This window comes from Mycobacterium sp. SMC-19 (genome assembly GCF_045310815.1).
In the GTDB taxonomy this organism is placed as follows: Bacteria; Actinomycetota; Actinomycetes; order Mycobacteriales; family Mycobacteriaceae; genus Mycobacterium.
Genome location: NZ_JBJIAM010000003.1, coordinates 209212 through 234447, shown reverse-complemented (window position 1 = coordinate 234447; position 25236 = coordinate 209212). Strand labels below are relative to the sequence as shown.

The 25236-nt window shown below is 66.6% G+C and carries 26 protein-coding genes; 8 read left to right on the top strand and 18 right to left on the bottom strand.

All coding sequences use genetic code 11. The features are described 5' to 3' along the window. Positions 1-22: 22 nt before the first annotated feature. The gene (locus ACJH5R_RS08615; RefSeq protein ID WP_406781766.1) at positions 23-1198 is read right to left on the bottom strand and encodes an acyl-CoA dehydrogenase family protein; all 1176 of its coding nucleotides are present in this window, start codon (positions 1196-1198) and stop codon (positions 23-25) included. Between the two features lie 222 nt (positions 1199-1420). On the opposite strand from ACJH5R_RS08615, the gene ACJH5R_RS08610 reads away from it, so the two are divergent. The 4 genes from ACJH5R_RS08610 to ACJH5R_RS08595 all read left to right on the top strand — a co-directional run bounded on the left by ACJH5R_RS08610 (position 1421) and on the right by ACJH5R_RS08595 (position 5146). Beyond that, entirely contained in the window at positions 1421-2074 is a 654-nt protein-coding gene (locus ACJH5R_RS08610; RefSeq protein ID WP_406781765.1) for a TetR/AcrR family transcriptional regulator, read from the top strand. A 63-nt stretch (positions 2075-2137) separates the two neighbouring features. After that, positions 2138-2392, top strand: coding sequence for a hypothetical protein (locus ACJH5R_RS08605; protein ID WP_406781764.1), 255 nt, complete (start codon positions 2138-2140; stop codon positions 2390-2392). A 199-nt stretch (positions 2393-2591) separates the two neighbouring features. Then, positions 2592-4049, top strand: coding sequence for an aldehyde dehydrogenase family protein (locus ACJH5R_RS08600; protein WP_406757897.1), 1458 nt, complete (start codon positions 2592-2594; stop codon positions 4047-4049). A gap of 20 nt (positions 4050-4069) precedes the next feature. Continuing rightward, positions 4070-5146: a dihydrodipicolinate reductase gene (locus tag ACJH5R_RS08595; protein ID WP_406781763.1), complete on the top strand. Its 1077-nt coding sequence runs from the start codon at positions 4070-4072 to the stop codon at positions 5144-5146. Here ACJH5R_RS08595 and ACJH5R_RS08590 read toward each other — a convergent pair. The 11 genes from ACJH5R_RS08590 to ACJH5R_RS08540 all read right to left on the bottom strand — a co-directional run bounded on the left by ACJH5R_RS08590 (position 5134) and on the right by ACJH5R_RS08540 (position 13468). Further along, entirely contained in the window at positions 5134-5433 is a 300-nt protein-coding gene (locus tag ACJH5R_RS08590; RefSeq protein ID WP_406757899.1) for a cytochrome C oxidase subunit IV family protein, read from the bottom strand. The genes ACJH5R_RS08595 and ACJH5R_RS08590 overlap by 13 nt on opposite strands. 6 nt (positions 5434-5439) lie before the next feature. Next, positions 5440-6042 carry a cytochrome c oxidase subunit 3 family protein gene (locus ACJH5R_RS08585; protein WP_406781762.1) on the bottom strand — a complete coding sequence of 201 codons (603 nt, stop codon included), beginning with the start codon at positions 6040-6042 and terminating at the stop codon, positions 5440-5442. Positions 6043-6065: 23 nt separating this feature from the next. Further along, a complete protein-coding gene (locus ACJH5R_RS08580) occupies positions 6066-6815 on the bottom strand; it encodes a hypothetical protein (protein WP_406781849.1) in 750 nt (249 codons plus the stop codon). 2 nt (positions 6816-6817) lie between these two features. Continuing rightward, a complete protein-coding gene (locus ACJH5R_RS08575) occupies positions 6818-7561 on the bottom strand; it encodes a hypothetical protein (protein ID WP_406781761.1) in 744 nt (247 codons plus the stop codon). A gap of 110 nt (positions 7562-7671) precedes the next feature. After that, positions 7672-8259 carry a TetR/AcrR family transcriptional regulator gene (locus ACJH5R_RS08570; RefSeq protein ID WP_406757902.1) on the bottom strand — a complete coding sequence of 196 codons (588 nt, stop codon included), beginning with the start codon at positions 8257-8259 and terminating at the stop codon, positions 7672-7674. Positions 8260-8280: 21 nt separating this feature from the next. Next, positions 8281-9150 carry a methylmalonyl Co-A mutase-associated GTPase MeaB gene (gene meaB / locus ACJH5R_RS08565; RefSeq protein WP_406781760.1) on the bottom strand — a complete coding sequence of 290 codons (870 nt, stop codon included), beginning with the start codon at positions 9148-9150 and terminating at the stop codon, positions 8281-8283. An 8-nt stretch (positions 9151-9158) separates the two neighbouring features. Then, entirely contained in the window at positions 9159-9926 is a 768-nt protein-coding gene (locus ACJH5R_RS08560; protein WP_406757904.1) for an enoyl-CoA hydratase/isomerase family protein, read from the bottom strand. Between the two features lie 3 nt (positions 9927-9929). Continuing rightward, positions 9930-10097, bottom strand: coding sequence for a hypothetical protein (locus tag ACJH5R_RS08555; RefSeq protein ID WP_406781759.1), 168 nt, complete (start codon positions 10095-10097; stop codon positions 9930-9932). Beyond that, positions 10094-11185, bottom strand: coding sequence for an acyl-CoA dehydrogenase family protein (locus ACJH5R_RS08550; RefSeq protein WP_406781758.1), 1092 nt, complete (start codon positions 11183-11185; stop codon positions 10094-10096). Before ACJH5R_RS08550 ends, ACJH5R_RS08555 begins: the two co-directional genes overlap by 4 nt. Further along, positions 11172-12077 (bottom strand): acyl-CoA dehydrogenase family protein, encoded by a 906-nt coding sequence (locus ACJH5R_RS08545; protein WP_406781757.1) that lies wholly within the window; start codon positions 12075-12077, stop codon positions 11172-11174. The genes ACJH5R_RS08550 and ACJH5R_RS08545 overlap by 14 nt, the downstream gene beginning before the upstream one ends. Next, the gene (locus ACJH5R_RS08540) at positions 12062-13468 is read right to left on the bottom strand and encodes a class I adenylate-forming enzyme family protein (protein ID WP_406781756.1); all 1407 of its coding nucleotides are present in this window, start codon (positions 13466-13468) and stop codon (positions 12062-12064) included. The genes ACJH5R_RS08545 and ACJH5R_RS08540 overlap by 16 nt, the downstream gene beginning before the upstream one ends. A 71-nt stretch (positions 13469-13539) precedes the next feature. Here ACJH5R_RS08540 and ACJH5R_RS08535 point away from each other — a divergent pair, with 71 nt between their 5' ends. Further along, positions 13540-14574 (top strand): 2Fe-2S iron-sulfur cluster-binding protein, encoded by a 1035-nt coding sequence (locus ACJH5R_RS08535; protein ID WP_406781755.1) that lies wholly within the window; start codon positions 13540-13542, stop codon positions 14572-14574. Between the two features lie 16 nt (positions 14575-14590). Here the strand turns inward: ACJH5R_RS08535 and ACJH5R_RS08530 are convergent, their stop codons facing one another. Genes ACJH5R_RS08530 through ACJH5R_RS08505 form a run of 6 tightly spaced genes read right to left on the bottom strand, consistent with a single transcriptional unit; the run spans position 14591 to position 21916 of the window. Next, on the bottom strand, positions 14591-16018 hold the full coding sequence (locus ACJH5R_RS08530; protein WP_406781754.1) for an aldehyde dehydrogenase family protein: 1428 nt from the start codon (positions 16016-16018) through the stop codon (positions 14591-14593). Positions 16019-16034: 16 nt separating this feature from the next. After that, positions 16035-16979, bottom strand: a complete 945-nt coding sequence (locus ACJH5R_RS08525; protein ID WP_406757911.1) for an SDR family NAD(P)-dependent oxidoreductase — start codon at positions 16977-16979, stop codon at positions 16035-16037. Beyond that, the gene (locus ACJH5R_RS08520; protein WP_406781753.1) at positions 16976-17815 is read right to left on the bottom strand and encodes a TauD/TfdA dioxygenase family protein; all 840 of its coding nucleotides are present in this window, start codon (positions 17813-17815) and stop codon (positions 16976-16978) included. Before ACJH5R_RS08520 ends, ACJH5R_RS08525 begins: the two co-directional genes overlap by 4 nt. After that, on the bottom strand, positions 17812-19656 hold the full coding sequence (locus ACJH5R_RS08515; RefSeq protein ID WP_406757913.1) for a flavin-containing monooxygenase: 1845 nt from the start codon (positions 19654-19656) through the stop codon (positions 17812-17814). Before ACJH5R_RS08515 ends, ACJH5R_RS08520 begins: the two co-directional genes overlap by 4 nt. Further along, positions 19653-21035, bottom strand: a complete 1383-nt coding sequence (locus ACJH5R_RS08510) for an SRPBCC family protein (protein WP_406757914.1) — start codon at positions 21033-21035, stop codon at positions 19653-19655. Before ACJH5R_RS08510 ends, ACJH5R_RS08515 begins: the two co-directional genes overlap by 4 nt. Further along, positions 21035-21916 carry an SDR family NAD(P)-dependent oxidoreductase gene (locus ACJH5R_RS08505; RefSeq protein WP_406757915.1) on the bottom strand — a complete coding sequence of 294 codons (882 nt, stop codon included), beginning with the start codon at positions 21914-21916 and terminating at the stop codon, positions 21035-21037. The genes ACJH5R_RS08510 and ACJH5R_RS08505 overlap by 1 nt, the downstream gene beginning before the upstream one ends. Before the next feature lie 332 nt (positions 21917-22248). On the opposite strand from ACJH5R_RS08505, the gene ACJH5R_RS08500 reads away from it, so the two are divergent. The 3 genes from ACJH5R_RS08500 (at position 22249) to dusB (ending at position 25149) form a co-directional block, all read left to right on the top strand. Further along, a complete protein-coding gene (locus ACJH5R_RS08500; RefSeq protein WP_406757916.1) occupies positions 22249-22833 on the top strand; it encodes a TetR/AcrR family transcriptional regulator in 585 nt (194 codons plus the stop codon). 109 nt (positions 22834-22942) lie between these two features. Continuing rightward, positions 22943-23944: an acyl-ACP desaturase gene (locus ACJH5R_RS08495; protein ID WP_406760009.1), complete on the top strand. Its 1002-nt coding sequence runs from the start codon at positions 22943-22945 to the stop codon at positions 23942-23944. 71 nt (positions 23945-24015) lie between these two features. Beyond that, positions 24016-25149, top strand: a complete 1134-nt coding sequence (dusB, locus tag ACJH5R_RS08490; RefSeq protein ID WP_406760047.1) for a tRNA dihydrouridine synthase DusB — start codon at positions 24016-24018, stop codon at positions 25147-25149. The last annotated feature ends 87 nt before the right edge of the window (positions 25150-25236 follow it).

Here is a 25236-nt window from a genome sequence, read left to right as displayed (position 1 = left end):
GCGAGGTAGCGAGGCAGTTGGGCTATCCCCGCGGTAGGCCGAGCACCCGTTGCGCGATGATGTTGCGCTGGATCTCCGAGGTGCCGCCCGCAATAGTTCCCGAGAAGCTGCGCAGGTATCGGTCGAACCAGCTGCCGGAGGCGTGATCCTCGTTGAGCGGCATATAAGTACCGGAGCTGGCGGGGTGGGTCAGGCCGGCGGCACCCGCGTTGTCGAGCGCGTGTTCCGCGGCGTTCTGCACGGCTTCTGAACCCAGCAGCTTGAGCACCGACAGGGCGGGCACGTCCTGCTCACCGCGCGCGGCCTGCGCCAGCGCTACCGAGCCGAGCAACCGCAGCGCCTCGTTGTCCATCAGCAGCGTGGCGAAGCGGTCGCGGTCCAGCGCACCGGCGGGACGGAAGTCATGGATCAGATCGCGCAGCCGGTCGGCGAAGCTCATCCACAGCAGCGTGCGTTCGTGCCCGAGTGAGCCGTTGGCCACTCCCCAACCGCCGTTGAGCGGCCCCACCAAGTTCTCGGCGGGCACCTGGACGTCGGTGAAGAACACCTCGTTGAAGTCGATGTCGTTGTGCGCGCAGGCCGACGCAAAGGGCCGTCGCACAACGCCTTCGGTGTCGGTGGGGATCAGCAGCACACTGATGCCCTTATGTTTAGGCGCATCCGGATCGGTGCGCACAAACGTCAGCAGCACATCGGCATCGTGGGCGCCGGAGGTCCAGACCTTCTGTCCATTGACCACGAAATGGTCGCCATCGAGCACCGCCCGGGTCTGCAGGCCGGCCAGGTCCGATCCGGCACCAGGCTCGCTCATCCCCAGCGACGCGGTGATCTCGGCCCGCAGAATCGGTACCGCCCACCGATGTTTCTGCTCCTCGGTGCCGAACGACAACAACGACGCGGCGATGATGCCGACCCCTTGCGGGTTGAAACTGGGGTAGATGCGCCGGCGGGACAGTTCTTCGGAGTGCACGTACTGCTGCAGAATCGTCGCGTTGCGGCCGCCGAATTCGGGCGGATTCGCGGGCAGCAGCCAGCCGTTGTCGAACAACAGTCGCTGCCAGCGGCGGGCCCAGTCCGGCACGTCCGAGCACGAATGCGACCGTTCCAACGCCTCGGCGCCGGTGGGCAGATGCTCGTCCAGGAACGCCGAGAACTCGGCCCGGAAGTTCTCGACTTCAGGATCAAAGGTCAGCTGCATGGGCGAACTCCTCGGCTCGGGCGCCCCCGGGATACCCGTTTCGAACGCGGCTGGCGATCTTGCTCGTCCGCTTCCCTAGACGCGGAGATGAGAATATCATTCTCGAATGGAGAAGTTACGATCTCTGAATCGTCGCCCCCACGCCGGTGTGCCGTACCACCGGCGCCTTTACGTCCAGTACAGTTGCGCCATGTCTCGGCCACCGCAGCGTCCGGAACGCCGGTGACCAATCCGAGCGAAGAACCCGCCTGGAAGCAGCGCGCGGTCGAACGCTCAATCAAGACGGCGAAGATCCGCGCGGCGCAACGCGTCCAGCGGTTTCTGGATGCCGCGCAGTCGATCATCATCGAAAAGGGCAGCACTGACTTCACCGTCCAAGAGGTCGTGGACCGCTCGCGCCAGTCCCTGCGCAGCTTCTACCTCCAGTTCGACGGCAAGCACGAGCTGCTGCTGGCGCTCTTCGAAGACGCCCTGAGCCGCGCCGCCGATCAGATCCGCGCCGCCACGGCCAATCAGTCCGATCCACTGGAGCGGCTCAAGGTCGCCGTTGAGTTGTTGTTCGAGTCTTCCCGCCCGGACCCGGCCGCCAAACGGCCGCTCTTCACCGACTTCGCCCCGACCCTGTTGCTGACCCACCCCGTCGAAGTCCGGGTCGCCCACACACCACTGTTGGAGTTGCTCGCCGAGCTGACCGAACAAGCCGCCGACGCCGGCCGGCTGCGCACCGGCGCCAACCCCCGGCGGGTGGCGGCCATGATCATGCAGACGGTCATGTTCAACGCCCAATCCAGCCCGGCCTCAGCCGATCCGGCGGTCAACCCGCTGACCGCCGAGGAAGTCTGGGACTTCTGCGCGCACGGCTTCGGACGCAACTGACCCGGTCGACTGACCCCCGCAAAACACGTCGACGACTCCGCTGAGCAAAATCAGACTGCGACCATGGCAGCGCGCAGGAAGAGCGACCTCACCGATCTGAGTGCCATGTCGGAGCTGGCCGATGACGGCGACGGTCGCGTCTCGGGCACCCTGGGGCTGGCGACGATGGTAGTGCTGGCCGGAACCGCGCCGTGGGTCTTCGTCAACGCCATGGTGGAGACCCGTCAGGGCCAGGATGCCGATCGAAGTGCCGAACAGATCGATCGGCTGATCCGGGCGATCAGCGCCGGCGTGCGCGAACAACACGACGCCGACTGAGCCGCCACACGGCGACCCGCTTCGCCCGGCTCCGCCGCGCTCGCGATCGCCTGAGCCGCCACACGGCGACCCGCTTCGCCCGGCTCCGCCGCGCTCGCGATCGCCTGAGCCGCAGACCACCGCGAACCCTAGACATCGGCTGGGGAACCACATACCCTCGTGCAAACGCAATTATCCGAATGCGAGAAGGGGATTATCCATGTCGGTGCAGACGGTGTTGGACGACATTCGTAAGGTCCCCGGCACCGGAGACGTGATTCCGATCATCGATCCGGCCACTGAAGAGCAGCTGACCGAGTTCACCGACTGCGGACCCGAAGCGGTCAACGACGCCGTCGCCCGGGCCAAGGCCACCGCCGAGTCCGGGGTGTGGTCGCAGATGGCCGACTACGACCGGGCCAAGGTGCTGTGGAAGGTCGCCGACCTCATCGACGAGAACGCCGAGATCCTGGCCGAACTCGAGTCGGTCAACGCCGGCATTCCGGCCTCCCAGGCCGCGATCATCACCAAGGTGGGCTCGGAGTGGTTCCGCTACTACGCCGGCTGGTGTACCAAGATCGACGGCATCGCCCGGGATGTGAACACCGGTGGCCTGACCGGCATCGAGTCGCATCAGCACGTCTACACGCTGCGCGAGCCCTATGACGTGGTGGGCCTGATCTTCCCGTGGAACGGACCGGTCTTCAACTTCTGCGCCAAGCTGGCGCCGTCACTGGCCGCGGGCTGCAGCAGTGTCGTCAAGCCGGCCGAAGAGACCCCGCTGTCGGCGCTGGTCCTCGACCGGATCCTGAGCGAGGCCGGCGTTCCCGACGGCGTGGTCAACATGGTGCTGGGCTACGGCCACACCGCCGGTGCGGCGATCACCGCGCACCCCGACGTGGACAAGGTCGCGTTCACCGGGTCCACCGAAGTCGGTCGTGAGATCGTGCGCTCCTCTGCCGCAAGCAATCTCAACAAGATCACCCTGGAACTCGGCGGCAAGTCGCCGGTGATGATCTTCGACGACGCCGACCTCGACATGGCCATCACCATGGCCGCGTTCGGAACCTTCGTGCACTCCGGGCAGGCCTGCGTATGCGGCTCGCGCGTGTTCGTCCAGCGCGGTGTCTACGAGCGCGTGGTCGAGGGCCTGGCGAACATGGCCAACATGATGAAGCTCGGTGGCCCCAAGGAAGAGGGCGCCATGGCAGGTCCGCTGATCAGCCAGAAGCAGCTGACCCGGGTGCTCGGCTACTTGGAACAGGGCAAGGCCGACGGCAATGAGTTCGTCACCGGCGGCCACCGGCTGGACCGCAAGGGCTACTTCGTGCATCCCACCGTGGTCACAGGCGTCGACCCCGATTCCAGCCGGCTGTTCCAGGAGGAGATCTTCGGGCCGGTGGTCACGGTGCTGCCGTTCGACGACGAAGACGAGGCGATAGCCCTGGCCAACAACAGCAGCTACGGGCTGGCCGCGACCGCCTGGACGTCCAACCTGGGCCGCGCGCACCGACTGGCCAAGCGGCTCAAGGCCGGAACGGTCGGGCTGAACTGTCAGATGCAGTTCGACCACTCGATGCCGTTCGGCGGCTACAAGCAGTCCGGCTGGGGATACGAATCCGGCAAGGCGGGCATCGAAACCTATCTCCAGACGAAGATCGTCTGGGCGCAGATGTAGCAGCGGAACGCGATAACGACATGGTTCACTCCCCCGCCTCCCCTTACCGGGTCGTCCAGTGGACGACCGGCAACGTCGGCAGGAGCTCCGTTCGGGCGATCGCAGGCAACCCGAACTACGACCTCGTCGGCCTCTTCGCATGGTCGGACGACAAGGTCGGCCGCGACGCCGGCGAGCTGGCCGGCATCGACCCGCTCGGCGTCACCGCGACCAACGACGCCGCGGCGCTGCTGGCACTCAAGCCAGACTGCGTCGTCTACAACCCGATGTGGATCAACGTCGACGAGCTGGTACAGATCCTCTCGGCGGGCGTGAACGTTGTGACGTCAGCATCTTTCATCACCGGCCATAACCTCGGCGACGACCGAGCCCGGCTCGATGAGGCGTGCCGCAAGGGTGGCTCCACCCTGTTCGGGTCCGGAGTCAGCCCGGGCTTCGCCGAACTGTTGGCGATCGTGGCGGCGACGGCATGCGACCGGGTCGACAAGATCACCATCACCGAGACGGCCGACACCACCCTCTACGACTCTCCCGACACCGAGCGGCCGGTGGGTTTCGGCGCTGCGATCGACGATCCCGACCTGGAGCCGATGGCCGCCCACGGCACGGCTGTCTTCGCCGAGGCGGTCCGGCTGGTCGCCGACGCGATGGGCGTCGAGCTCGATGAGATCACCTGCTCGTGCGAATACGCCCAGACCACCGCGGATCTATCGATGGCATCCTGGACGATCCCGGCCGGGCATGTGGCCGGGGTGTTCGCCAGCTGGCAGGGGATCGTCAATGGCCAATGCGTCATCGACATCAACGTGCGGTGGCGCAAGGGTCAAACGCTGGAGCCGGATTGGCAGCTCGACGGCGATGGCTGGAAGATCACCATCGACGGCCGGCCGACGGTCAACATGCAGGTCGGTTTCACTCCGCCGCCGGACCTGATCGCCACGGCGAAGTCGCTCGACGATTTCTTCGAGCTCGGCCACATCATGACGGCGATGCCGCCGATCAATGCCATCCCGGCCGTCGTCGCCGCCGAACCCGGGATCGCCACCTACAACGATCTGCCGCTGAACCTGCCCCGATTCCCCGCTCAGAACAGGTAAATCACCAGCACCGCCGTCCACAGCACGGCGAGCCAGCCATCGGTGGCGCGGCGCAACCAGATCGGTGCGGTGCGCACCTCCATGAAGTTGCGGATGATCAACCGAGCCTTGATGGCCGAGAGCGCGATCACGGTGACGGTGATGGGGATGCTGGGCTCGACCGGCCCGGCGTTGTGCCCCGGAGCCAGCCACCAGGCCAGCACGGTGATTCCCACCAGGACAAGCCAGGTTCCGGTGGTCAGACGCTCCGGCCGATGGGTAAGCAACGATTGTGGCTGTGCGGTCACGCCGATTCACCTCATCACGTAGAGCAGTGCGAATATCACGACCCAGAGCAGATCGACCATGTGCCAATAGGTCGCTCCCTGTTCGACCATGCTGACCCGGGCCCGGCGAGGATTGCGCAGGTCGCGGATCACCACGCCGAGAATGATCAGGCCCAGGGCCACATGGAACAGATGCACCCCGGTCAGCACGTAGTAGAAGCTGAAGAACGTACTGGAATTGGTGTATCCGGCTTGGATTTCAGCGGTCCATTCGTAGACCTTGATGACCGCGAACAGCGCACCGCACACCATTCCTCCACGGACCAGGCCGATGGCGCCGGACCGGTTGCCCGCACGGGCGGCGTGTACACCCTCGACGACAAGCCATGAGCTGGTGATCAGCACAATGGTGTTGACGACGCCGAGGGTGATGTTGAGGTGCTGCTGATCAGCCAGAAACTCCACGGGCGCCTTCGCGCGGAACACCATGTATGCCACGAAATAGCCGCCGAAGATGACCAGATCGCCCAGCACCATGAACCACATGTGTCCGTCGCCGGGCAGGTGGGGCGCCGCGCGTCCCACGCCGATCTGCGGTCGCCGCACGGTCGGTGTCTTCTGGTCAGTCATCACATGCGCCCCCAGTCAGACGGTCAGACGATCGGTGGTGAGTCGATGGGCTCGCGCGCACCCGTCACCTGCAGGAATGCGATCAGCGCCCCCAGCCAGACGCAGAACACCACGACCGCGATGTAGAAGGTGATGACCCCGTTCCAGGCGAATGCACCGGAGTCGAACAGCCACATCTGACTCGCGATCACCTCGGTGACTATCTGCCAGATGCTCACGTAGGCAAACCATTTGGGGAAGATGTTGTTCTTGTCGTAGAAGATCGCGATCGCCAGGCTGAAGTAGGCGGCGGTGAAGCAGCCCAGGGAGCCGTTGTAGGACAGCATCCCCAGGTCGTAGAAGAATCGCACCATCTCCGGGTCACGGTCCGGCCGGAACGCCCCGAGCGAATAGCACAGGATCACCATCTGGAAGCCTGGGACGGCGCCGACCGCCATCCCCCCGATGTAGGCGTAGGCCAGCACCGAACCCGATGTCATCCGCATCATGTGGTAGCCGACCAGGCCGTTGGAGATCGCAGCCCCGCCGGTGATCACCAGCAGCAACACGAAGCCGAAGTGCATGGTCGTCGCATGCTGGGCGAACCAGTCCTGCATCTGCTCCGGGCCCACGTCGGGCCGGGGCGGCGGTGTCACCCGGCCCAGCAGGCACACCCCCAGGCCCATCAGCCCGTAGAACCCCACGAAGATCCACCACACCACCCGCACATCGGGCTTGCCCGCATCGGGCGGTGGGGTGGCGTCGACGTCGTCGCCGTAGAGCAGGGTGGCGATGTTCACCGCAGCACGCCCTCGGCAACGCCCTGCCGGTACAGGGCATCTCGCAGCGCGAAGAACATCGCGAACACGAATACCGCGAACGCCCCGTTACGCACCCAGAACGAGATGAGACCGTCCCAGGCCAGCGGCCCGGTTTTGAACACGGTCGCCGCGACCGAGGGCAGCATCGCCAGGGCCGTTACCACGGACAGGTGAGCCACCCAGCGGCCGAAGACCGGATCGGGACCGCGGTCGGCGTAGACGGCGCAGGCCAGCATCGCGAACTGCCCGACGATCATTCCGACCGGTGCGATGAACGACATCCAGGCCAGGTCGTTGAGTGCCTCGACCACCTCGGGACTGCGGTCGGGCCGGAACGCCGCCACCCCGAAGAAGATATTGGACAGCGCGAAAAGCGTTGCGCCGCTGACCACCGCGGCCAAGTATCCGTAGGCGAACACATGACTCTGGGTGGACATCCGTTTCATCTGGCCCACGATCAACACCAGGAACGGCACGATCATGATCCCGCACAGGTTGAACCCGACCATGCTGAGCCGGATCCACGACCGGTGCTGGTCGTAGAACTCGGCAACCTGCGCCGCGGACATGGTCGGTGACATCGGCGGGAAGAACCCCGGGAAGGTCGCGAACAGCGCGAGCAATACCGCGCCGACGACCGGCCCCGACCACAGCAGCACCAACTGCGCCCGGAATGCGGTGGACTGGGGCGTCTCCTCTGCTTCGGCGATCATCTGCATTCCCGTGATCCCTTCGCTGCTCCCCCGGCGGCCTGTCGGGCGACCACGTGCACCGGAACATCCCGCTAGCCGATCGACTACCCGAAGATAGCCGAACGGCTATCCGACGGTCAATGCCCCGCGGGAGCCTCGATGAATCGTTTCGTGAGCCGCAGCAATTGGGCACGCAAGGTGTCATCGTCGACGTGGCCCACCAGCGGATGCATTACCCCAACAGCGATGGCACCGGACAACATCGCCGCCGACACCACCGCGTCGTCGCCGGCGTCGCCGACCAGCACGCCGTACAACCGCGCGATGAACTGTTGAAAGGGCTGATGTTCGGCCAACAGCCGGACGATCACCGGATCGAACTGCAGGGTGCTCGCCGCGCCCCGTCGGCGTACCGCCATGTCGATAACGCCGTCGAGCAACACTTCTCGAGCCCGAGGCCGACTCTGCTCGGCTTCGGCGACCTCCAGCGCCTCTTCCAATGCCCCCAGCTCTCGTTCGGTGAGCGCGACGACAATCTCTTCCTTGGTCTTGAACTGGTGGTAGACCGCGGCCTTGGTCACCCCGATCAGATCGGCGATCATCTGCAGCGACGTTCCGCCGACGCCGTTCTCACCGATCAACTGCAGCGCGGCATCAAGGATGCGCGTCTGCGCCGCGCTGCGGGGAATGAAACGGAACTGGGTAGCGGCCGGAGTGGAAGCCATGCGACGAGAGTAGCCAGTCGGCTAGTCAGACAACAGGCGCTCCGCCGCGGAGTAGGGATCGTCGGTCCCGTCGACCACCCGTTCGGTGAGCCGGTCCAGTGCGGGATGGGCGCGCAGCCGGGTCTGAGCCAGTGACAGGATCTGTGCCCGCGCCCGGGCCAGCCGGCGCTCCCGACTGTCGGTGCGGTGGTGGGCTTCGATGGTGTCCACCAGGTGGTCGAGGCCGTCGCCGCGCGCGGCGATCAGGGTGAGAATCGGTGCGCCGGTGTGGTGCAACTCGATGCGAAGGTCACGCACGGTCTGCTCGGCACCCTCCCGGTCGGCCTTGTTGACCACCACGATGTCGCCCACTTCCAGCAATCCGGCTTTGGCGGCCTGGACCGCGTCACCGGCGCCGGGATTGAGCACCACGATTGTCGGGTCGGCGATCGCGGCGATCTCGATCTCGGATTGGCCCACCCCGACCGTCTCCAGCAGCAGCACATCGAAGCCGAGCGCGGCGAGCAGCTGGAGGGCCGCGGGCACCGCCTCGGCGAGTCCGCCCAGGTGGCCGCGGGCCGCCACCGACCGGATGAGCACTTCCGGGTCGTTGATGTGGGCCGCCATCCGGATGCGATCGCCCAGCAGGGCGCCGCCGCTGAACGGCGAGGACGGGTCGACGGCAAGCACCGCCACCCGCAGGCCGCGCTGTCGGTAGGCCCCCACCAGAGCAGCGATCGTGGTGGACTTGCCCGCCCCCGGCGGTCCGGTCACCCCGATGACTCGCGTGGCGGCCGGGCCTACGGCGGCCAGGACTTCGGCGCGCCGGCCGCTTTCGACCATGCTGAGCAAGCGGCCGGTGGCACGGACGGAGCCCCCGCGCGCCGCGGCAAGCAACTCGGCAATGGTCATCGACACCGTCAGTTCTTGTTCGTGGTGAGCCGATCGATGATGGCAGCGAAGTCGTCGGTCTTGAAGGACTGATCTTCGGCCATGTTGGCGAAATCCAGCGTGGCCAGTACCGCACGCTCCAGGTGGATGTTGAGCAGCCGCTTAGTGCTCTCCACCGCTTGGCGGGGCAACTCGGCGATTCTCCTGGCACACGAAATCGCCTCCGCGAGCGGGTCTTCCGCCACGTGATTGGCCAGCCCCAACTCCACTGCCCGAGCCGCCGGAATACGGGCTCCGGTCAGGGCGTACTCCTTGGCCAACAGCAGGCTCATCTGCAACGGCCAGGTCAGCGGTCCGCCGTCGGCGGCGACCAGACCCACCTGCACATGCGGATCGGCCAGGTAAGCCGACTCCGAGACGTAGACGATGTCGCTCAGCGCCACCAGACTGCAGCCCAGACCAACGGCGGGCCCGTTCACCGCGGCGATCACCGGGGTACGGCAGCGTGCCATGCCCAGCACGATATCGCGGCCGTGCGCAATCGTCTTGGCACGCAATTTCTCATCGCGCCGCAGTTCGTCGAGGTAGGCGAAATCGCCCCCGGCGGAGAACGCCCGCCCGCTGCCGGTCAGCACCGCCGCGCGCGCCCCGTCGTCCTCCTCCAACCGGGGCCACAGTTTCGCTAGGCCGGTGTGCAGTGCGTCGTTGACGGCGTTGAGCGCATCGGGGCGATTGAGGGTGATGATTCGCAGCGGGCCGTCGGCACGCACGTCGATTTCAGCAGGCATGTCGTACATGTCTCAGACTCCTTCAATAGTCGTGACCCGCTTCACCCGGACTTCGTCCGCGTTCGCGATCACTGCGTCAATGGTCGTGACCCGCTTCACCCGGACTTCGTCCGCGTTCGCGATCACTGCGTCAATAGTCGTGACCCGCTTCACCCGGACTTCGTCCGCGTTCGCGATCACGACGTCAATCCCAGGATTCGGCCGGCGATGATGTTCTTCTGAATCTGCGAGGTTCCGCCCATCACGCTCTGGGCGCGGCTGTACAGGTAGGCGCTGAGCAGATCCGGGTCGTCCACCCCGCCGACCGCCAGCGCGGCGTGGCCGACGGACTGCTCCACCCAGGTCATCAGCAGCTTGTCCAGCGAGCCTTCCGGGCCGTGGCTGAGGCCGTCGAGCTGTTCGGAGAGCCGCCGGCGCACATGCAACCGCAGCATCTCGGTTTCCACTGCCGCCCAGGCCAATTCCTCCGGGACGTCTCCGGCTACGCGCTTCGCCATCTGGCGCACCAGCTTGCCGTAGCGGGCCGAGTAACCCAGGGTCGACGGTTCGCGCTCATGGCCGACCACCGTCATCGCCAGCGCCCAGCCCTCCCCCGGCGCACCGACCATCTGACTCGCCGGCACCCGCGCGCCGTCGAAGAGCACCTGACCGAATTCCGTGGTGACACCGTTGATCATCTGCAGCGGCCGCTGCTCGATTCCGGGCTGGTGCATCGAGATGATGAACGCCGAGATGCCGCGGTGCCGGGGCGCGTCCTTATCGGTGCGGGCCAACAGCAGACACCAGTCGGCGACGTCGGAGTAACTGGTCCAGATCTTGTGCCCGTGTATGACGTAGTCGTCGCCTTCACGGGTCGCGGTGGTGGTCAGCGATGCCAGGTCCGAGCCGGACCCGGGTTCGGAGAATCCCTGACACCAGCGCTGCGTGCCGTCGATCATGCCGGGCAGGAACCGTTGCTGCAGTTCGGAACTGGCATGTCGGCCCAGCCCGACGACCAGATAGCCCAGACTCGGCCGCGGGGGCGCGCCGGCGGCGGCCAGTTCCTCGTCGACGATGACGTCATAGACCGGCGGCAGCTCCTGACCGCCGAACTCGCGCGGCCAGGACACCCCGAAGAATCCGCCCGCATACAGTGCCTGATGCCATTCGCCCTGGCGTTCCCAGTACTCGTCGTCCCCGGCGGCGGGAAAGGTACCGGCCCGCTCGGTCAGCCAGGCCCGAAGTCCGCTGCGGAAGTCGGCTTCGGCGGGCGAATCACGAAAGTCCATCGGCGATCTCCCTTATCGTCACGGGCCACAGGCCGGTCGAAGTCAGCGCTCGCCGCAGGTAGGCGTGCGCCGCACATTCCCAGGTGTTGCCGATCCCGCCGTGCACCTGGATCGCGGTCTCGCAGACAGTCCGGGCGGCGCGCGCGGAGTAGATCTTGGCGATCCGGGCGGCGCGCACCGCGTCGGCCGCGGGTGCCTCGTCGACGGCCCAAGCCGCGTGTCGCAGCACGCTCACCGAGCCCTCGATCAGCGCCAGTCCCTCGGCGAGCAGGTGGGCGATGGCCTGATAGGAGCCGATGGGTTTGCCGTACTGCTCACGGATCTTGGCGTAGTCGCATGCCAGGCCGTGCGCGCCGCGTGCGGTGCCGACCAGATCGGCGCACGTTGCCGCCAATGCCAGTGCCTGCCAACGCAACGCATCCTCGGCGCCGAGCTCGCCGACCTGCTGCGCCGCACCGGCAAGGTCGGCGATGGGCCGGGTGAGGTCGGCTCCGGTTCGCAAGCCTCCGATCGGGGCGGTCAGCACCGCACGCTCGCGCACCATCACCGCTTGGGCGGCGCCGCGCGCGTCGATGGCGGTGTCACCGACCGCGACGGTGACCGGGCCCTCGCCCAGTGCCACCTGGCGGTGCAGGTCGTCGGCAAGCACCGGGCCGAGGAAAGGCACGTCGACGAGGCCGCGACCGAACTCCTCGGCGACGATCGCCACCTCAACTCCCGATGCGCCGTCGGAACGTAAAGCGCGCCAGCCGGTCTGGGCGACGGCGCGTTCCAGCCGCGCTATCCGACCCGCGTCGTCGAGCTCGGCCACCGAGCCCGGTCCGAGGTCGTCGGCAAGCTTGGCCGCGGCATCTCGCAGTTGGCGCTGCTCGGCATTCAGCCGGACATCCATAGGCGCTCCTTCAGTAGTCGGCGCAACAGCTTTCCGGAAGGCAACCGGGGGATCTCGGGAACGAACACCACCCGGTGCAGACGCTTGTAGGACGCCAGACGGTCACTGACCAGCGCGCACAGCTCGTCGTCGCCGACCGGGACGCAGAGTGCGACCGCAGCGACGACGGCCTCACCGTCACGCTCGTCGGGCACCCCGAACACACCGCAGTCCGCGACCGCGGGGTGCTCGTGCAGCACCGCCTCGATCTCCGCGGGAGCGACCTGAAAGCCGCGCACCTTGATCATCTCCTTGCAGCGGTCGGTGATCCGCAACCAGCCGCCGGCGTCGAGGTATCCGACGTCGCCGGTGTGAAACCATCCGTCACGCACGGCTTCTGCGGTTGCCGATGCGGGAAGGTAGCCGGCCATCAAGGAAGCGGACCTGACCAGGATCTCGCCGGGAGCACCGGCCGAGAGCTGCTCACCGGTTTCGACATCGACTACCCGCAGCTGCACGCCGGGTACCGGCCGGCCCACGGTGTCCAGGCGCCCGGCGCCGGCGGGACTGCACGCGATCACCGGAAGTTCGCTGGTGCCGTAGGCGGGCACGAAGGGCACGCCGGTGCGCCGAGTGACGGTGTCGGCGACGGCCGCGGTCACCGGGGTGGCGCCCCACATGATGAAACGCAGTGAAGACAGGTCGAACGATTCCAGTTCCGGATGCGCGGCGATAGCCAGGGCGATCGGCGCTACCGCCATCTCCACGGTGATCCGGTCCGCGCCGATCGATTGCAGCATCGCGTCGATGTCGAAGCGCCGGTGCAAGCGCACCCACGCCCCGACGCTCAGCGCGGTCAGGATGTTGAGCAGCCCGAGAATGTGCGACGGTGGAGTGGCCACTTGGATCCGGTCGGCGGCGTGCAGCCCCAACGCATCCCGCCAGTGGTCTACCGCCGCGGCCAGCGAGGCGTGGGTGTGCCGCACGGCCTTGGGCAGCCCGGTGGTGCCGGAGCTGAACACCAGCAGCGCGTCGGAACCGGCCGGTGGTGGATCACCCTCCCAGGTGCCGGCGGGAATCTCGTCGTCCAGGTGCCGCATCGGCATCAGCTCGGCCAGCACCGGCTGGTCACCGAGGGCGCAGCGGGGTTGCACCAGCGCCAGGGCGTGCGCCACCTCGTCGCGCTTCCAGGCGGGGCTGATCAGCGCGACGACGGCCCCCACGCGCCAGATGGCACGCACCGCGATGACGAACTCCGGCCGGTTCGACGACATCAGCGCCACCCGGTCCCCGGCACGCACGCCGTCGGCCACCAGGGCGGCTGCCAGGTCACCGGCCAGCGCGTCGAGCTCGGGCAGGCACCACTGCCGATCCTCGAACGCAAGCACTGCGGTGGACGATCCTGGCGACATTTGAGAAGATCCTATCGGTTGGAGAGAATAGTATTCTCTAAAGCGAAGAACGCAAACCGGAAGGGGTGGGCATGGCGGTCACTCATGTTTTCCAGCGAGCGACCGTGACGCGCATCGTCAAGGAGACGGCCGACGCCTACACCTTCGTGCTGGCGCCACAGGAACCGCCGTTTCCCTACCGGGCCGGTCAGTACTCGACGTTCCAGGTGCGGGTCGACGGTGAGGAGCTGTACCGGTCCTACTCGATGTCGAGCGCTCCGGAGACCGACACCGAGCTGATGACCACGGTCAAGCGTGTTCCCGGCGGCAAGGTGTCGAACTGGTTGTTGGACAACGTCGCTGAAGGCGATGAGCTGGTGATGACCCGCGCGGCGGGGATCTTCTGCCTGCAGGAGTCGACGGCTCCACTGCTGGCGTTCGCCGGCGGCAGCGGGATCACGCCGATCCTGTCGCTGGCCAAGAGCGCGCTGGCGACCACCGACCGCGTCGTGCGGCTGCTCTGCGCCGACCGGGATGCGTCCGCGGCGATCTTCGGGAGCGCGTTGGACGAGCTCGCCGCCCGCTACCCCGGCCGACTGACCGTGCAGCGGCATTGCGACGCCGACGACGGCCTACTGGACGGCGCCGCGGTGGCGGCATTCATCGGCGCCGATGCCGGCGCGGACTGCTACGTGTGCGGACCGGCGGGATTCATGGATGTGGTGCGCGCGGCCTGGCCGGGTCCGGGCCGCCTGCTCATCGAGGACTTCGACGTGGCGACCGCCCCGACTCCGGCCCCGTCTTCGGCCGCGGCCCCAGCGACCAGCACCGACGCCGACGCCGACGCCGACGTGACCGGAACCGTGACGATCCACCTCGGGCGCCAGAAGGAAACGGTGCCTCGGGTCGCTCGCGAGACCCTGCTCGAGAGCGCCCGGCGCGCCGGACTGGCGCCCCCGTTCTCCTGCGAGGCGGGTAACTGCGGCACCTGCATCGCCCACATCACCGAGGGCAGCGCGACCATGCTCAACAACACGGTGCTCGACGACGACGAGGTCGCCGACGGCTACATCCTGACCTGCCAGGGCCTGCCCGAGGGCGGCTCGATCACCGTGCACTACGAGTAGGGCGGCGCGGCCGCGCTCAGCCGGCCGCCCCGTAGCCCAAAGTGCTCTTGGTCTCCAGGTATTCGTGGAATCCCGCGTCGCTCCACTCGCGACCGTTGCCGCTGCGCTTGTAGCCGCCGAACGGTGCGTTCAGGTCGAAGGCGTGGTTGATCGCCACCCAGCCGGCCCGGATCCGGCGGGCGATTCCCCGCGCGGCGTCGATGTCGGCACCCGAGACGTAGCCGGCCAGACCGTACTCGGTGTCGTTGGCGATCTCGACGGCCTCGTCGAGATCGTCATACCCAAGGATGCACAGCACCGGCCCGAAGATCTCTTCGCGCGCGATCGTCATCTGGTTCGTCACCCGCGCGAAGACCGTCGGTCGGACGAAGTAACCGGTGTCGAGCCCGTCCGGGCGGCCGGCGCCGCCGGCCGCGACCGTCGCCCCCTCGGCGATGCCCTGCTGGATCAGGCCCTGCACCTTGGCGAACTGCGCCGCCGACGCCACCGGTCCGATCGCCTTCGCATCGGCGGGGTCGCCGACCTTCACCTGGCCGGCGACCGCATGGGCGATCGCGATGGCCTCGTCCATCCGCGAGTTCGGCACCAGCATTCGTGACGGCGCGTTACAGCTCTGCCCGGAGTTGACCATCATGGCCGACACCCCGGCGGTGACGCTGTCGACGAACGCGTCGTCGTCGAGCACGATGTTGGCGCTCTTACCGCCCAGCTCCTGGGTCACCCGCTTCACGGTCGGGGCGGCGTTCTCGGCCACCGCGACGCCGCCGCGGGTGGAGCCGGTGAACGACACCATGTCGACGTCCGGGTGCCGCGACAGCGCCGAGCCGACTCCGGGCCCGTCGCCGTTGACCATGTTGTACACGCCGGCCGGAACACCCGCGGCGTCCATGATCTCGGTGAAGATGTACGCCGAGAAAGGCGCGACCTCAGAGGGCTTCAGCACCATGGTGCAGCCGGTGGACAACGCCGGGTAGACCTTCACCGCGATCTGGTTCAGCGGCCAGTTCCACGGCGTGATGAGACCACATACTCCGATCGGCTCGCGCTCCACCAGGGTGTCGCCGCGCTGCTCGCTGAACGAGAAGTTCTTCAGCGCATCGATCGCCGTGACGAGATGACCGGCCCCGAGATTGATCTGCACCCCGGCGGCCAAACTGGGCGGCGCCCCCATCTCTTCGCTCACCGCGTCGGCCAGGTCGCCGCTGCGCCGTTGGTACTCGGCGAGGATCGCCTGCAGCAGATCCAGCCGCTCCGCGCGGCTGCTCTGCGACCAGCTGTCAAAGGCCCGCCGGGCCGCGGCGACGGCGAGGTCGACGTCTGCCGCCGTGCCGAGTGCGATCTTCCCGCAGACCTTTTCGGTGGCCGGGTTGTCGACGTCGAGCGTCTTCGATTCGGCCGGGTCCACCCACCGGCCGTCGATGTAGAACTGGGTGTATTCGCGCATCACAACACTCCTTCGACTACTGGGGTTTCTCGGCTTGGCCTGTCTGGGCCATCCCGAAGCTGTATCGGATATGTGCGGCGTGCCCGTCGGGCACAACCGGGAAGATCACGGGTTCGGTGACGTCCCGGATCGCCTCGATCCGGGACTCGACGTCCCCGATCGTCCAGGACGGTTGATACACACCGGGGCTCTCGACCAGCGCGGCCCGGGCTACCCGACCGGCCAGGGCGATCAGCACTTCACCGGTGACCGAACAGGATTCGTGCGCGAGCCAGCCGACCACCGGCGCCACCAGCTCGGGTTCCATCGGCGGGTACGCCGAGGTGTCGATCCCCTCGGCCATCCTGGTCACCGCCGCCGGGACCACCACGTTGCACCGGACGCCGTGCGCTGCGCCCTCCAGCGCCGCGACGTTGCTCAGCCCGATCACGCCCGCCTTCGCGGCCGCATAGTTGGCCACGTCGGCGTTGCCGTAGATGCCGCCGATAGACGAGGTCAACACCATGCGACCGTAGCCTGCGTCACACATCGCGCCGAAGGCCGCCCGCACCACATGGAAAGCGCCACGCAGATGAACGTCCAGGACCGCGTCGAAGTCGTCCGAACTCATCTCACGCAACGGGGCCCGGCGGACGTTTCCGGCATTGTGGATCAGGATGTCGACCCGTCCGTAGCGCTCCAGTGCGGCGCCGACAATCGCCTCGCCGCCCTCGGGTGTGGCGACCGACGCGGTGCAGGCCACCGCGGCGCCGCCCGCGTCGCGGATCTCGGCGGCGACCCGCTCGGCCGGGTCCACGCGCACCCCGTCACCGGTGAGGTCGGCGCCGGTGTCATTGACGACGACGGTGGCTCCCCGCTGCGCCAGCAGGTGTGCGTAGGCGCGGCCCAGTCCCCGCCCGGCGCCGGTCACGACGGCGACGCGGCCGTCGAAGTTCAGATCCGCAGCCTGGTTTCGGCTCAAGCGAAGGGTTCCTCACCGGCGAGCTTGGTCCGGCGCAGCATCCGGCCGGAATCAGGGTCATAGGGCAACGCCCGGTGCATGGTTCCGGTGTTGTCCCACATGACCAGATCCCCGACCGACCACTGGTGCCGATAGACGAACTGCGGACGAGTGGCCCAATCACGCAGCCGCACCAGCGTTTCGGCGCTGTCCCGATGGTCCATCCCGACGATGTGGCTGGCAGTGCAGCCCAGGATCAACGACCTGCGACCGGAGCGGTGCGTCCAGACCACCGGCAGCTCGCACTCCCCGATCGCCATCATCTGACGCAGCGTCGCGAATTCGGGTTCAGGGTCGTAGTACAACAGCGAGTTCCACGCCGAGTGCATGGCGCGCAACGACGCGAGCTGGTCCTTGTCGTCGTCGGAGAGATCGTCGTAGGCCGCGTAGGTGTTACAGAATTCGGTGTCCCCGCCGCCGCCGGCCGGCAATACCTTGCTGGACAACAGCGAGGCCAAGATCGGCACCTCGTTCATGGTGCCGTCGAGATGCCAGTAGAACGACCCCTTGAGGTAGTCGGCCTGCTTGTTCACCGTTGTGTCGAGCGTGACGTCGTAGACCGCCTCGCCATCACGCTCGGGCGCAACTGCGCCGAGCGTTTCGGTGAAAGCCACCTGCTCGGCATCGGTCAGCCCGATCTTCGGGAACACCAGTACGCCGCGCTGCTCCAGCAGTTCGCGGATGGCGCCCGCGTGAACACCGGACAGCAGCGCGTCCTTGTCGGCACGGACCTCGGTTCCGATGCGCTCGGTCAGATCCCGTGTCGGCAGTGCTGTAGTCGTCGTCTTCGATGTCACTGCAGGTCCAGGCCTTTCAGGTCGCCCGCCTCGCGCCACTCCTTCAGCAGATCGTCGAAGGCGTAGAAGCCCGGCGAGTACACCTCGCCCAGGAACGAGCGGCTCGCGTCGCCGAATCCACGGCCCTCGTTGTTGTAATAGCCCGGCGTGCATGATAAATCGAACGCCGAGTTGTCGAAAGCCAACTCCCGGATGGTGTTGACCCAGGCGTCCTGACCCTCCTGGCTGGGCTCGACGACCGTCGCCCCCTGCCTGAGAGTCTCGGCGATGATGTAGGCGATGTGCTCGGCCTGCTGCTCGAACATCGCGGTGGTGTTGGCCGACACGCCGCCCTGGATGAAGCCGGTGTGAAACTGGTTGGGGAACCCACGGCTGGTCATCCCGTGCAGGGTCTGGTGCCCGTCGCGCCAGTGGTCGAACAGCGATACCCCGGCGCGTCCCTCGATCACGTCGATCGCGTACCGACGGCTGATCTCCGTAGAGATCTCGAAACCACTGGCGAAGATGACGCAGTCGACCTCGTACTCGACGCCTCCCGCGACAATGCCTTTCTCCGTGAGTTTTTCGACCCCCTTGGATTCGGCCACGTCGACCAGGGTGACATTGGGCCGATTGAACGCGGGCAGGTAGGTGTCACTGGAGGTCGGGCGCTTGCACATGAACCGGTAGTACGGCTTGAGCGCCTCAGCGGTGTGCGGATCCTCGACGATGTCGTCGATCCGGCGGCGCAGCCGCTCCATGATCTTGTAGTCCTCTTCCTCCCGCATCGCCATGATCTCCTCGACGCCGAGAGCCGTCGGGTCGGGGCTGGCGCCGATGCGAGCGGTCAGGTTGCGACCCAACTCGGTCCAGAAGTCGCACACCATGTCGGGGGCGTCGAACACCACGCCCTCGAACGGCGACCAGCGGTGGAAGTTGCGCTTGCGTTCGGCCTGCCAACCCGGCTGTAGCGAAGCGGCCCACCGGGGGTCGGTGGGTTCGTTGCCCCGGAAGTCCACCGACGACGGCGTGCGCTGAAAAACATAGAGCTGCTTGGCATCCCGACCCAGATGCGGGACCAACTGCACACCGGTCGCGCCGGTGCCAACCAGAGCCACCCGCTTGTCGGCCAGCTTGTCCAGGCCACCGTTCGCGTCGCCGCCGGTGTAGTCGTAGTCCCAGCGGGCCGAGTGGAAGACGTGGCCGCCCGCGTCCATGAACTCTTTGATGCCCGCGATACCGGGCAACTTGGGCCGGTTGTAAGAGCCCTGCGCCATGACCACGAAACGCGCCCGCAGGTCGTCGCCCCGGTTCGTCGTCAGCCGCCAGCGCTTGATCTGTTCCTCCCAGCGGACGGTGCGCACCTGGGTCGAGAAGATCGCCCCGTCATAGAGGCCGAAGTGCTTACCGAGGTTCTGGCAATGCGCGAAAATCTCTGCGCCGTCGGCGAACTTCTTGGAGGGGATGAAGTCCAGCTCTTCGAGCATCGGGACGTAGCAGTACGCGTCGTTGTCGCACTGGATTCCGGGGAAGCGGTTCCAGTACCAGACACCGCCGAAGTCGCCCCCCATCTCGATCACCCGCACGTCCGGCACGCCGGCCTTCTTCAGGTATGCGCCGGCGAGCAGTCCGGCGATGCCACCCCCGAGGACCACGACCTCGATGTCGGCGTCGATGGGTTCCCGCGGAGTCACCGCGGTGTGCGGATCGACCTCGGCGAACTCCACGAAATCATCCTTGACTTCAAGGTACTGACTGGAGCCGTCGGCGCGAATGCGTTTGGCCCGCTCATCGGCGTACTTGTGCCGGAGCGCTTCGATGTCGAAGTCATCGGGAGTCTGGGTCGGCGGACAGTCCGTCATCGATCGTTTCCTGTCGGGATTTCTTGAGGCGCACCGGCGCCCATGTACTTCGACAACTGGTGGTGCAGGTTCACGATGGCGCGCTCCCGGTAGGGGTTGGGCTTGGCGCCGGGATAACCGAGGGACTTCATTCCCTGCTGCACCGCTGCCATGTTCGAGAAGTCCTGTGGAAGAACCGAGCGCCAGCCCGGGTCGCCCACCGGGGTGTACTCCCATTGCGTCTGCGGTTCTTCACCTTTGGGAAAGAGTTCGAACACCGAGACTTCGAAGATGCACTTGTCGGGGTTGTAACTGGGATGCGGCCGAGCGCTGTAGCACAGGGCACTGGTGAGTCCCTGGCCGATCTGGAAGTTCGGGAAGATCTGCCACGCGGTGCCGGCCTGCCCGAGCACGTCGGCGGGAATCGTCGGCCAGATGACCCCGCGGGCCGCGTCGTCGCGGCGCGCCGAGGCCAGCCAGTGCTGCAGGACCTTGTCGGCCGGGGTGCCCTCGGGCAGCTCGTCGACCAGTCGCTTGGCGGCGTTCACCAGGGTGGCGGTGGTGGTGGCGTTGGTCTCCTCCATGGTGTAGACCTGCATCTCCGCGGTCGACACCCGCGGATCGGCGCCGGTCCCCAGCCGGATCTTGGATTTGGTCGCCTCCAGATCGTCGGGAGCGTCGTAGCCGAGGTTGCTGTGCTTGCCCTGCACCCGTGCCCAGCCCTTGAACTCACCGAACCTGTTGAACTCCGGGTGGGTTGTGTAGACGTGGTAGGTCTCGTTGAAGGCCTCCATCGCGACCTTCCAATTGCAGTCGAACTCCAGCCATTTGCGCCACTTGTAGCGCATGTTCTCCAGGCCGAACGGTTCAAGAATCTTCGCGGCCGGGAACAGGTAGTCGGCCAGCGATTCGCTGTCGGGGTCCATGTTGATCCAGAGCCAGCCGCCCCAGGTGTCGACTCGCACCGAACCCAGATGGGTGTTCGCGGGCGTCAACGTTCCTTGCCAGTCATCCTGTTCGCGTATGTGGGTGCAGGTTCCATCGAGTCCGTAGGTCCAGCCGTGGAATCCACAGACGAACGACTTGCGGGTTCGCGCGCAGGCGTTCTTCGCCCCGGCCGGAGTGTCGATCAGCCGGCGGCCACGGTGCATGCAGACGTTGTGGTGGGCCCGAAACTCGTCCGGCCCGCTGCGGACGACGATGATCGAGTCCTCGAGGATGTCATAGGTGAGGTAGCTGCCCACCTCCGGCAGATCTTCGATCCGCCCGACCTGTTGCCACACCTTGCGCCACAACTTGTCTCGCTCGGCGCGGGCGTAGCTCGGACATGTGTAGGCCTCGACACCGATCGTGACCGGGCTGGCGAGTTCGTCGTTTGAACCCTGGACCGGATCGGTCATCACATCCTCCTTATCGCAGCGCGGAAGGTGTCGTCCTTGAGGAACAGTGAGGTGTTGTCGGCGTCGAGGTGTGTCCATCTGAGGTTGAGCCCGCCGTCGACCAGCAAGGTCTGCCCGGTGATGTAACTGGCCAGGTCCGACAGCAGAAACAGGATCGGCCCGGCCTGTTCCTCGGGCCGGCCGCGGCGCCCCATGGCGATCGCCTGCAGATCGCGATCGGGATCATCGTCGGTGTAGGTGGCCGAGGCAGCGGTGTTGGTGACTCCCGGAGCCACTGCGTTGACTCGAATCCCGGCCGCCGCCAACTCAACTGCCATAGTGCGGGTCATCGCAACGATCGCGGCCTTTGCCGTGCCGTAGGCGATGTGGAACGGCGCGGTGTTCATCCCGCTGATGGAGGAGATCGACACGATCGAGCCCGGAAGCTGCTGCGCCACCAGGGCGGCGGCAACCGCGCGGCTCATGAAGAAGGAGGTCTCCAGGTTGTGCGTGAAGATCTTTCGCCAATCGGCGCGCGCCACCCTGGTCGACGGCATCCAGGTCGCCGGATCCGCGCCACCGGCGACATTGACCAGTCCGTAGAGCCGCCCGTCGGCTTCTTGGGCCGCATCGAGCACCGTGGCAACACCCTCGTCGGTGGACGCGTCAGCCGCCACCGGTATCACCGACAGGCCTCGGTCGGCCAACGGCGCGATGTGTTCACGGAGGTTCTCCTGCGAGCGGCTCACCGCGATCACGGTGGCCCCTGCCCGCGCGGCCATCGCGGTGATCGTCGTGCCGATTCCGCCGCCGCCGGCTCCCGACACCACCACGATCCGGCCGTGCAGGTCCAGGGGATTGGAATCGCTCAACAGGCTGGGAGGAGTGCAGTGATCCGCCATGACCCGCTTTCACCTGGCACCGACCGTAATTCGCACGCCCGGCGGTCACCGAGATCGCGAATTTGTCCGGACAACATATGTCATTCTTTGTTCTGAAGAACACTATTCCGCAGCGGCAAGCGCAGAGTCAAGGGCAGAACCCGGCGGCCTGCCGGCCTTATTGTCTGGACCAATGCGACGTAGCCCAGCCATCCCCGCTCGGCGCCGCCGGTCGACACACACCGGCGGGGCGTTCACTTAAGCCGAAGCGCCTTGCGTCATGATGGAGCCCACGTCGAACGTCGCCGAATTTGACTACACGCGTTGTCAGAACGAGCTTGAGGAGATGCGGAGTGTCTTCCAGCCAACGTCGGGGCCGCTGGTCCGGAGTCCCACTGGCAGAGCGTCAAGCCCTGCGCCGAGACGAATTCCTCGCGGTCGGCGTGCAACTACTCGGCGATGCGGGCGGGCCCACGCTGACCATCCGGTCAGCCTGTCGCGCAGCCGGGCTGACCGAACGCTACTTCTATGAGAGCTTCGCCGACCGCGACGAGTTTGTGCGCGAGGTGTACGACGACGTGTGCACCCGGGCCTTGGCGGCACTGCTGTCCACCCACAATCCCCGGGAGGGCGTGGAACGTTTCGTCACCATGATGGTCGACGACCCGGCGCGCGGCCGGGTGCTGCTGCTGGCCCCGGAGAGCGAACCGATCCTGTATCGCGCCGGCGCCAAATGGATGCCGGACTTCATCGTGATGCTGCAGCGCACTCTTACCAAGATCGGCGACTCGGCGCTTCGGCAGATGGTGGCGACCGGGTTGATCGGCGCCCTGACCACCCTTTTCGCCGCCTACCTCAACGGGCAGCTCAAGGCCGGCCGCGAGCAATTCATCGACTTCTGCGTCGACATGCTGCTCACTGCGCAAATCGCGCGCTAGGTCGGGGCCACAAGTTCACAGCCAAACACGCACGGCCAAAACTTGATGCTACCGACAGACACAGATATATTGCCTGCAACTAGTCGACACAGATATCTGGGGAGCTGGCATGACGCGGGAATGGTCCGACGTGGAGTTGCTGCACGAGCTCGAGCCCGTCGTAGAGAAACTCATCAACCGACACTTCTCCATGGCCAAGGACTGGAACCCCCACGACTACATCCCCTGGTCCGACGGCAAGAACTACTACGCGCTCGGCGGGCAGGATTGGCATCCTGAGCAGTCGAAACTGTCCGAGGTCGCTCGGACGGCAATGGTGCAGAACCTGCTGACCGAGGACAACCTGCCCTCGTATCACCGCGAGATCGCGATGAACTTCACCATGGACGCCCCCTGGGGCACCTGGGTCAACCGCTGGACCGCCGAGGAGAACCGCCACGGCATCGCCCTGCGCGACTACCTGGTGGTCACCCGCAACTGCGACCCCATCGAACTGGAAACGCTGCGGATGGAGACCGTCAACCGCGGCTTCAGCCCGGGCCAGAACCACCAGGTCTCCGGCGACCTGTTCGCCGAGAGCCTGTTCGACTCGGTCATCTATGTCAGCTTCCAGGAGCTGGCCACCCGGATCTCGCACCGCAACACCGGCCAGGCCTGCAACGACCCCATCGCCGACCAGCTGCTGGCGCGGATCTCGCACGACGAGAACCTGCACATGATCTTCTACCGTGACGTGAGCGCCGTCGGTTTCGACATTGCGCCCGAACAGGCGATGCGCTCGCTGCACCGGGTGCTGGCCAACTTCCAGATGCCCGGGTTCGTCGTGCCGGAGTTCCGCCGCAAGGCCGTGATCATCGCGGTCGGCGGTGTCTACGACCCGATGATCCACCGCGACGACGTGGTGATGCCGGTGCTGAAGAAGTGGGGCATCCTCGAGCGGAGTTTCAGCGGCGAGGCCGCCCGCTACCAGGAGGGGATCGCCAAGATCGTCGCCGAGCTGGACGAGACGTGCGAGAAGTTCGAGCTGGCCAAGCAGCGCCGGCTCGAGCGGGAGGCCAAGGTGGCCGAGAAGCGCGCCGCCAAGAAGGTGTTGGAGCCATCAGCGTCGTAACTGACGAGCAGCCGACGCTGGATGGTGACGGCGACCTGCCGCGCCCGGCTTCGCCGCGCTCGCAGTCGCCGCTGAAGATCGGGTCGATCGAGCTTGCCAGCCCCGTGGTGCTGGCCCCGATGGCCGGCGTGACCAACGTCGCATTCCGCACGCTCTGCCGCGAACTGGAACAGTCCCGGGCCGGAACGGTCAGCGGGCTCTATGTCTGCGAGATGGTGACCGCACGCGCGCTCGTCGAGCGGCACCCCGCCACCTTGCACATGACGACATTCGGGCCGCAGGAGTCACCGCGCTCGCTGCAGCTCTACACCGTCGACCCCGACACCACTTACGCCGCGGCGAAAATGATCGCCGACGAGGGACTGGCCGACCACATCGACATGAATTTCGGCTGCCCGGTGCCCAAGGTGACCCGCCTCGGTGGCGGGTCGGCGCTGCCCTACAAGCGCCGGCTGTTCGGCAACATCGTCGCCGCAGCGGTGCGTGGCACGGCCGGCACCGACATTCCCGTGACCGTGAAGTTCCGGATCGGCATCGATGACGCCCACCACACCCACCTGGACGCCGGGCGCATCGCCGAGGCCGAGGGTGCTGCCGCGGTGGCCTTGCACGCTCGGACCGCGTCGCAGCGCTACTCCGGCACCGCCGACTGGGAGCAGATCGCGGCGCTCAAAGCGCAGGTCCGTTCGATTCCGGTGCTGGGCAACGGCGATATCTTCGAGGCCGGCGACGCCCTGGCCATGATGGCGGCCACCGGTTGCGACGGCGTGGTGATCGGCCGCGGCTGCCTGGGGCGCCCCTGGTTGTTCGGCGAGCTCTCGGCGGCTTTCGCGGGTCGGCCTGCCCCCACCCCTCCCACCCTGGGCGAAGTCGCCGACATCATCCGCCGCCACGGCGAACTGCTGGCACAGCATTTCGGAGAGGACAAGGGCATGCGCGAGATCCGCAAGCATGTCGCCTGGTACATGCACGGGTTCCCTGCCGGTTCCGACCTGCGGCGCGGGCTGGCCATGGTGACCACGCTGGTCGAGCTCGACGAATTGCTGAAGCAGCTGGACGGATCTATCCCCTTCCCCGCAGCCGCCACCGGCCCGCGCGGACGTCAGGGATCGCCGGCCAAGGTCACGCTGCCCGAAGGGTGGTTGGAGGACCCCGATGACTGTGCGGTGCCTACCGGGGCGGACATTATGCACTCAGGTGGCTGAAATGAGACTTTGTCGACATCGCGTGTCTGGCAAGTTCTCAGTAGAATAAGTACCTTATTGCCCGAGGCAGGGATTGCCCCTGCGGGG

Coding starts and splice junctions, on each gene's coding strand:
- ACJH5R_RS08585 (WP_406781762.1), bottom strand. CDS start 6,042: ATGACTGACCAGAAGACACCGACCGTGCGGCGACCGCAGATCGGCGTG.
- ACJH5R_RS08560 (WP_406757904.1), bottom strand. CDS start 9,926: ATGTACGACATGCCTGCTGAAATCGACGTGCGTGCCGACGGCCCGCTG.
- ACJH5R_RS08605 (WP_406781764.1), top strand. CDS start 2,138: ATGGCAGCGCGCAGGAAGAGCGACCTCACCGATCTGAGTGCCATGTCG.
- ACJH5R_RS08575 (WP_406781761.1), bottom strand. CDS start 7,561: ATGCAGATGATCGCCGAAGCAGAGGAGACGCCCCAGTCCACCGCATTC.
- ACJH5R_RS08530 (WP_406781754.1), bottom strand. CDS start 16,018: ATGCGCGAATACACCCAGTTCTACATCGACGGCCGGTGGGTGGACCCG.
- ACJH5R_RS08570 (WP_406757902.1), bottom strand. CDS start 8,259: ATGGCTTCCACTCCGGCCGCTACCCAGTTCCGTTTCATTCCCCGCAGC.
- meaB (WP_406781760.1), bottom strand. CDS start 9,150: ATGACCATTGCCGAGTTGCTTGCCGCGGCGCGCGGGGGCTCCGTCCGT.
- ACJH5R_RS08505 (WP_406757915.1), bottom strand. CDS start 21,916: ATGGCGGATCACTGCACTCCTCCCAGCCTGTTGAGCGATTCCAATCCC.
- ACJH5R_RS08550 (WP_406781758.1), bottom strand. CDS start 11,185: ATGGACTTTCGTGATTCGCCCGCCGAAGCCGACTTCCGCAGCGGACTT.
- ACJH5R_RS08510 (WP_406757914.1), bottom strand. CDS start 21,035: ATGACCGATCCGGTCCAGGGTTCAAACGACGAACTCGCCAGCCCGGTC.
- ACJH5R_RS08495 (WP_406760009.1), top strand. CDS start 22,943: ATGACGCGGGAATGGTCCGACGTGGAGTTGCTGCACGAGCTCGAGCCC.
- ACJH5R_RS08600 (WP_406757897.1), top strand. CDS start 2,592: ATGTCGGTGCAGACGGTGTTGGACGACATTCGTAAGGTCCCCGGCACC.
- ACJH5R_RS08535 (WP_406781755.1), top strand. CDS start 13,540: ATGGCGGTCACTCATGTTTTCCAGCGAGCGACCGTGACGCGCATCGTC.
- ACJH5R_RS08595 (WP_406781763.1), top strand. CDS start 4,070: ATGGTTCACTCCCCCGCCTCCCCTTACCGGGTCGTCCAGTGGACGACC.
- ACJH5R_RS08540 (WP_406781756.1), bottom strand. CDS start 13,468: ATGTCGCCAGGATCGTCCACCGCAGTGCTTGCGTTCGAGGATCGGCAG.
- ACJH5R_RS08515 (WP_406757913.1), bottom strand. CDS start 19,656: ATGACGGACTGTCCGCCGACCCAGACTCCCGATGACTTCGACATCGAA.
- ACJH5R_RS08615 (WP_406781766.1), bottom strand. CDS start 1,198: ATGCAGCTGACCTTTGATCCTGAAGTCGAGAACTTCCGGGCCGAGTTC.
- ACJH5R_RS08545 (WP_406781757.1), bottom strand. CDS start 12,077: ATGGATGTCCGGCTGAATGCCGAGCAGCGCCAACTGCGAGATGCCGCG.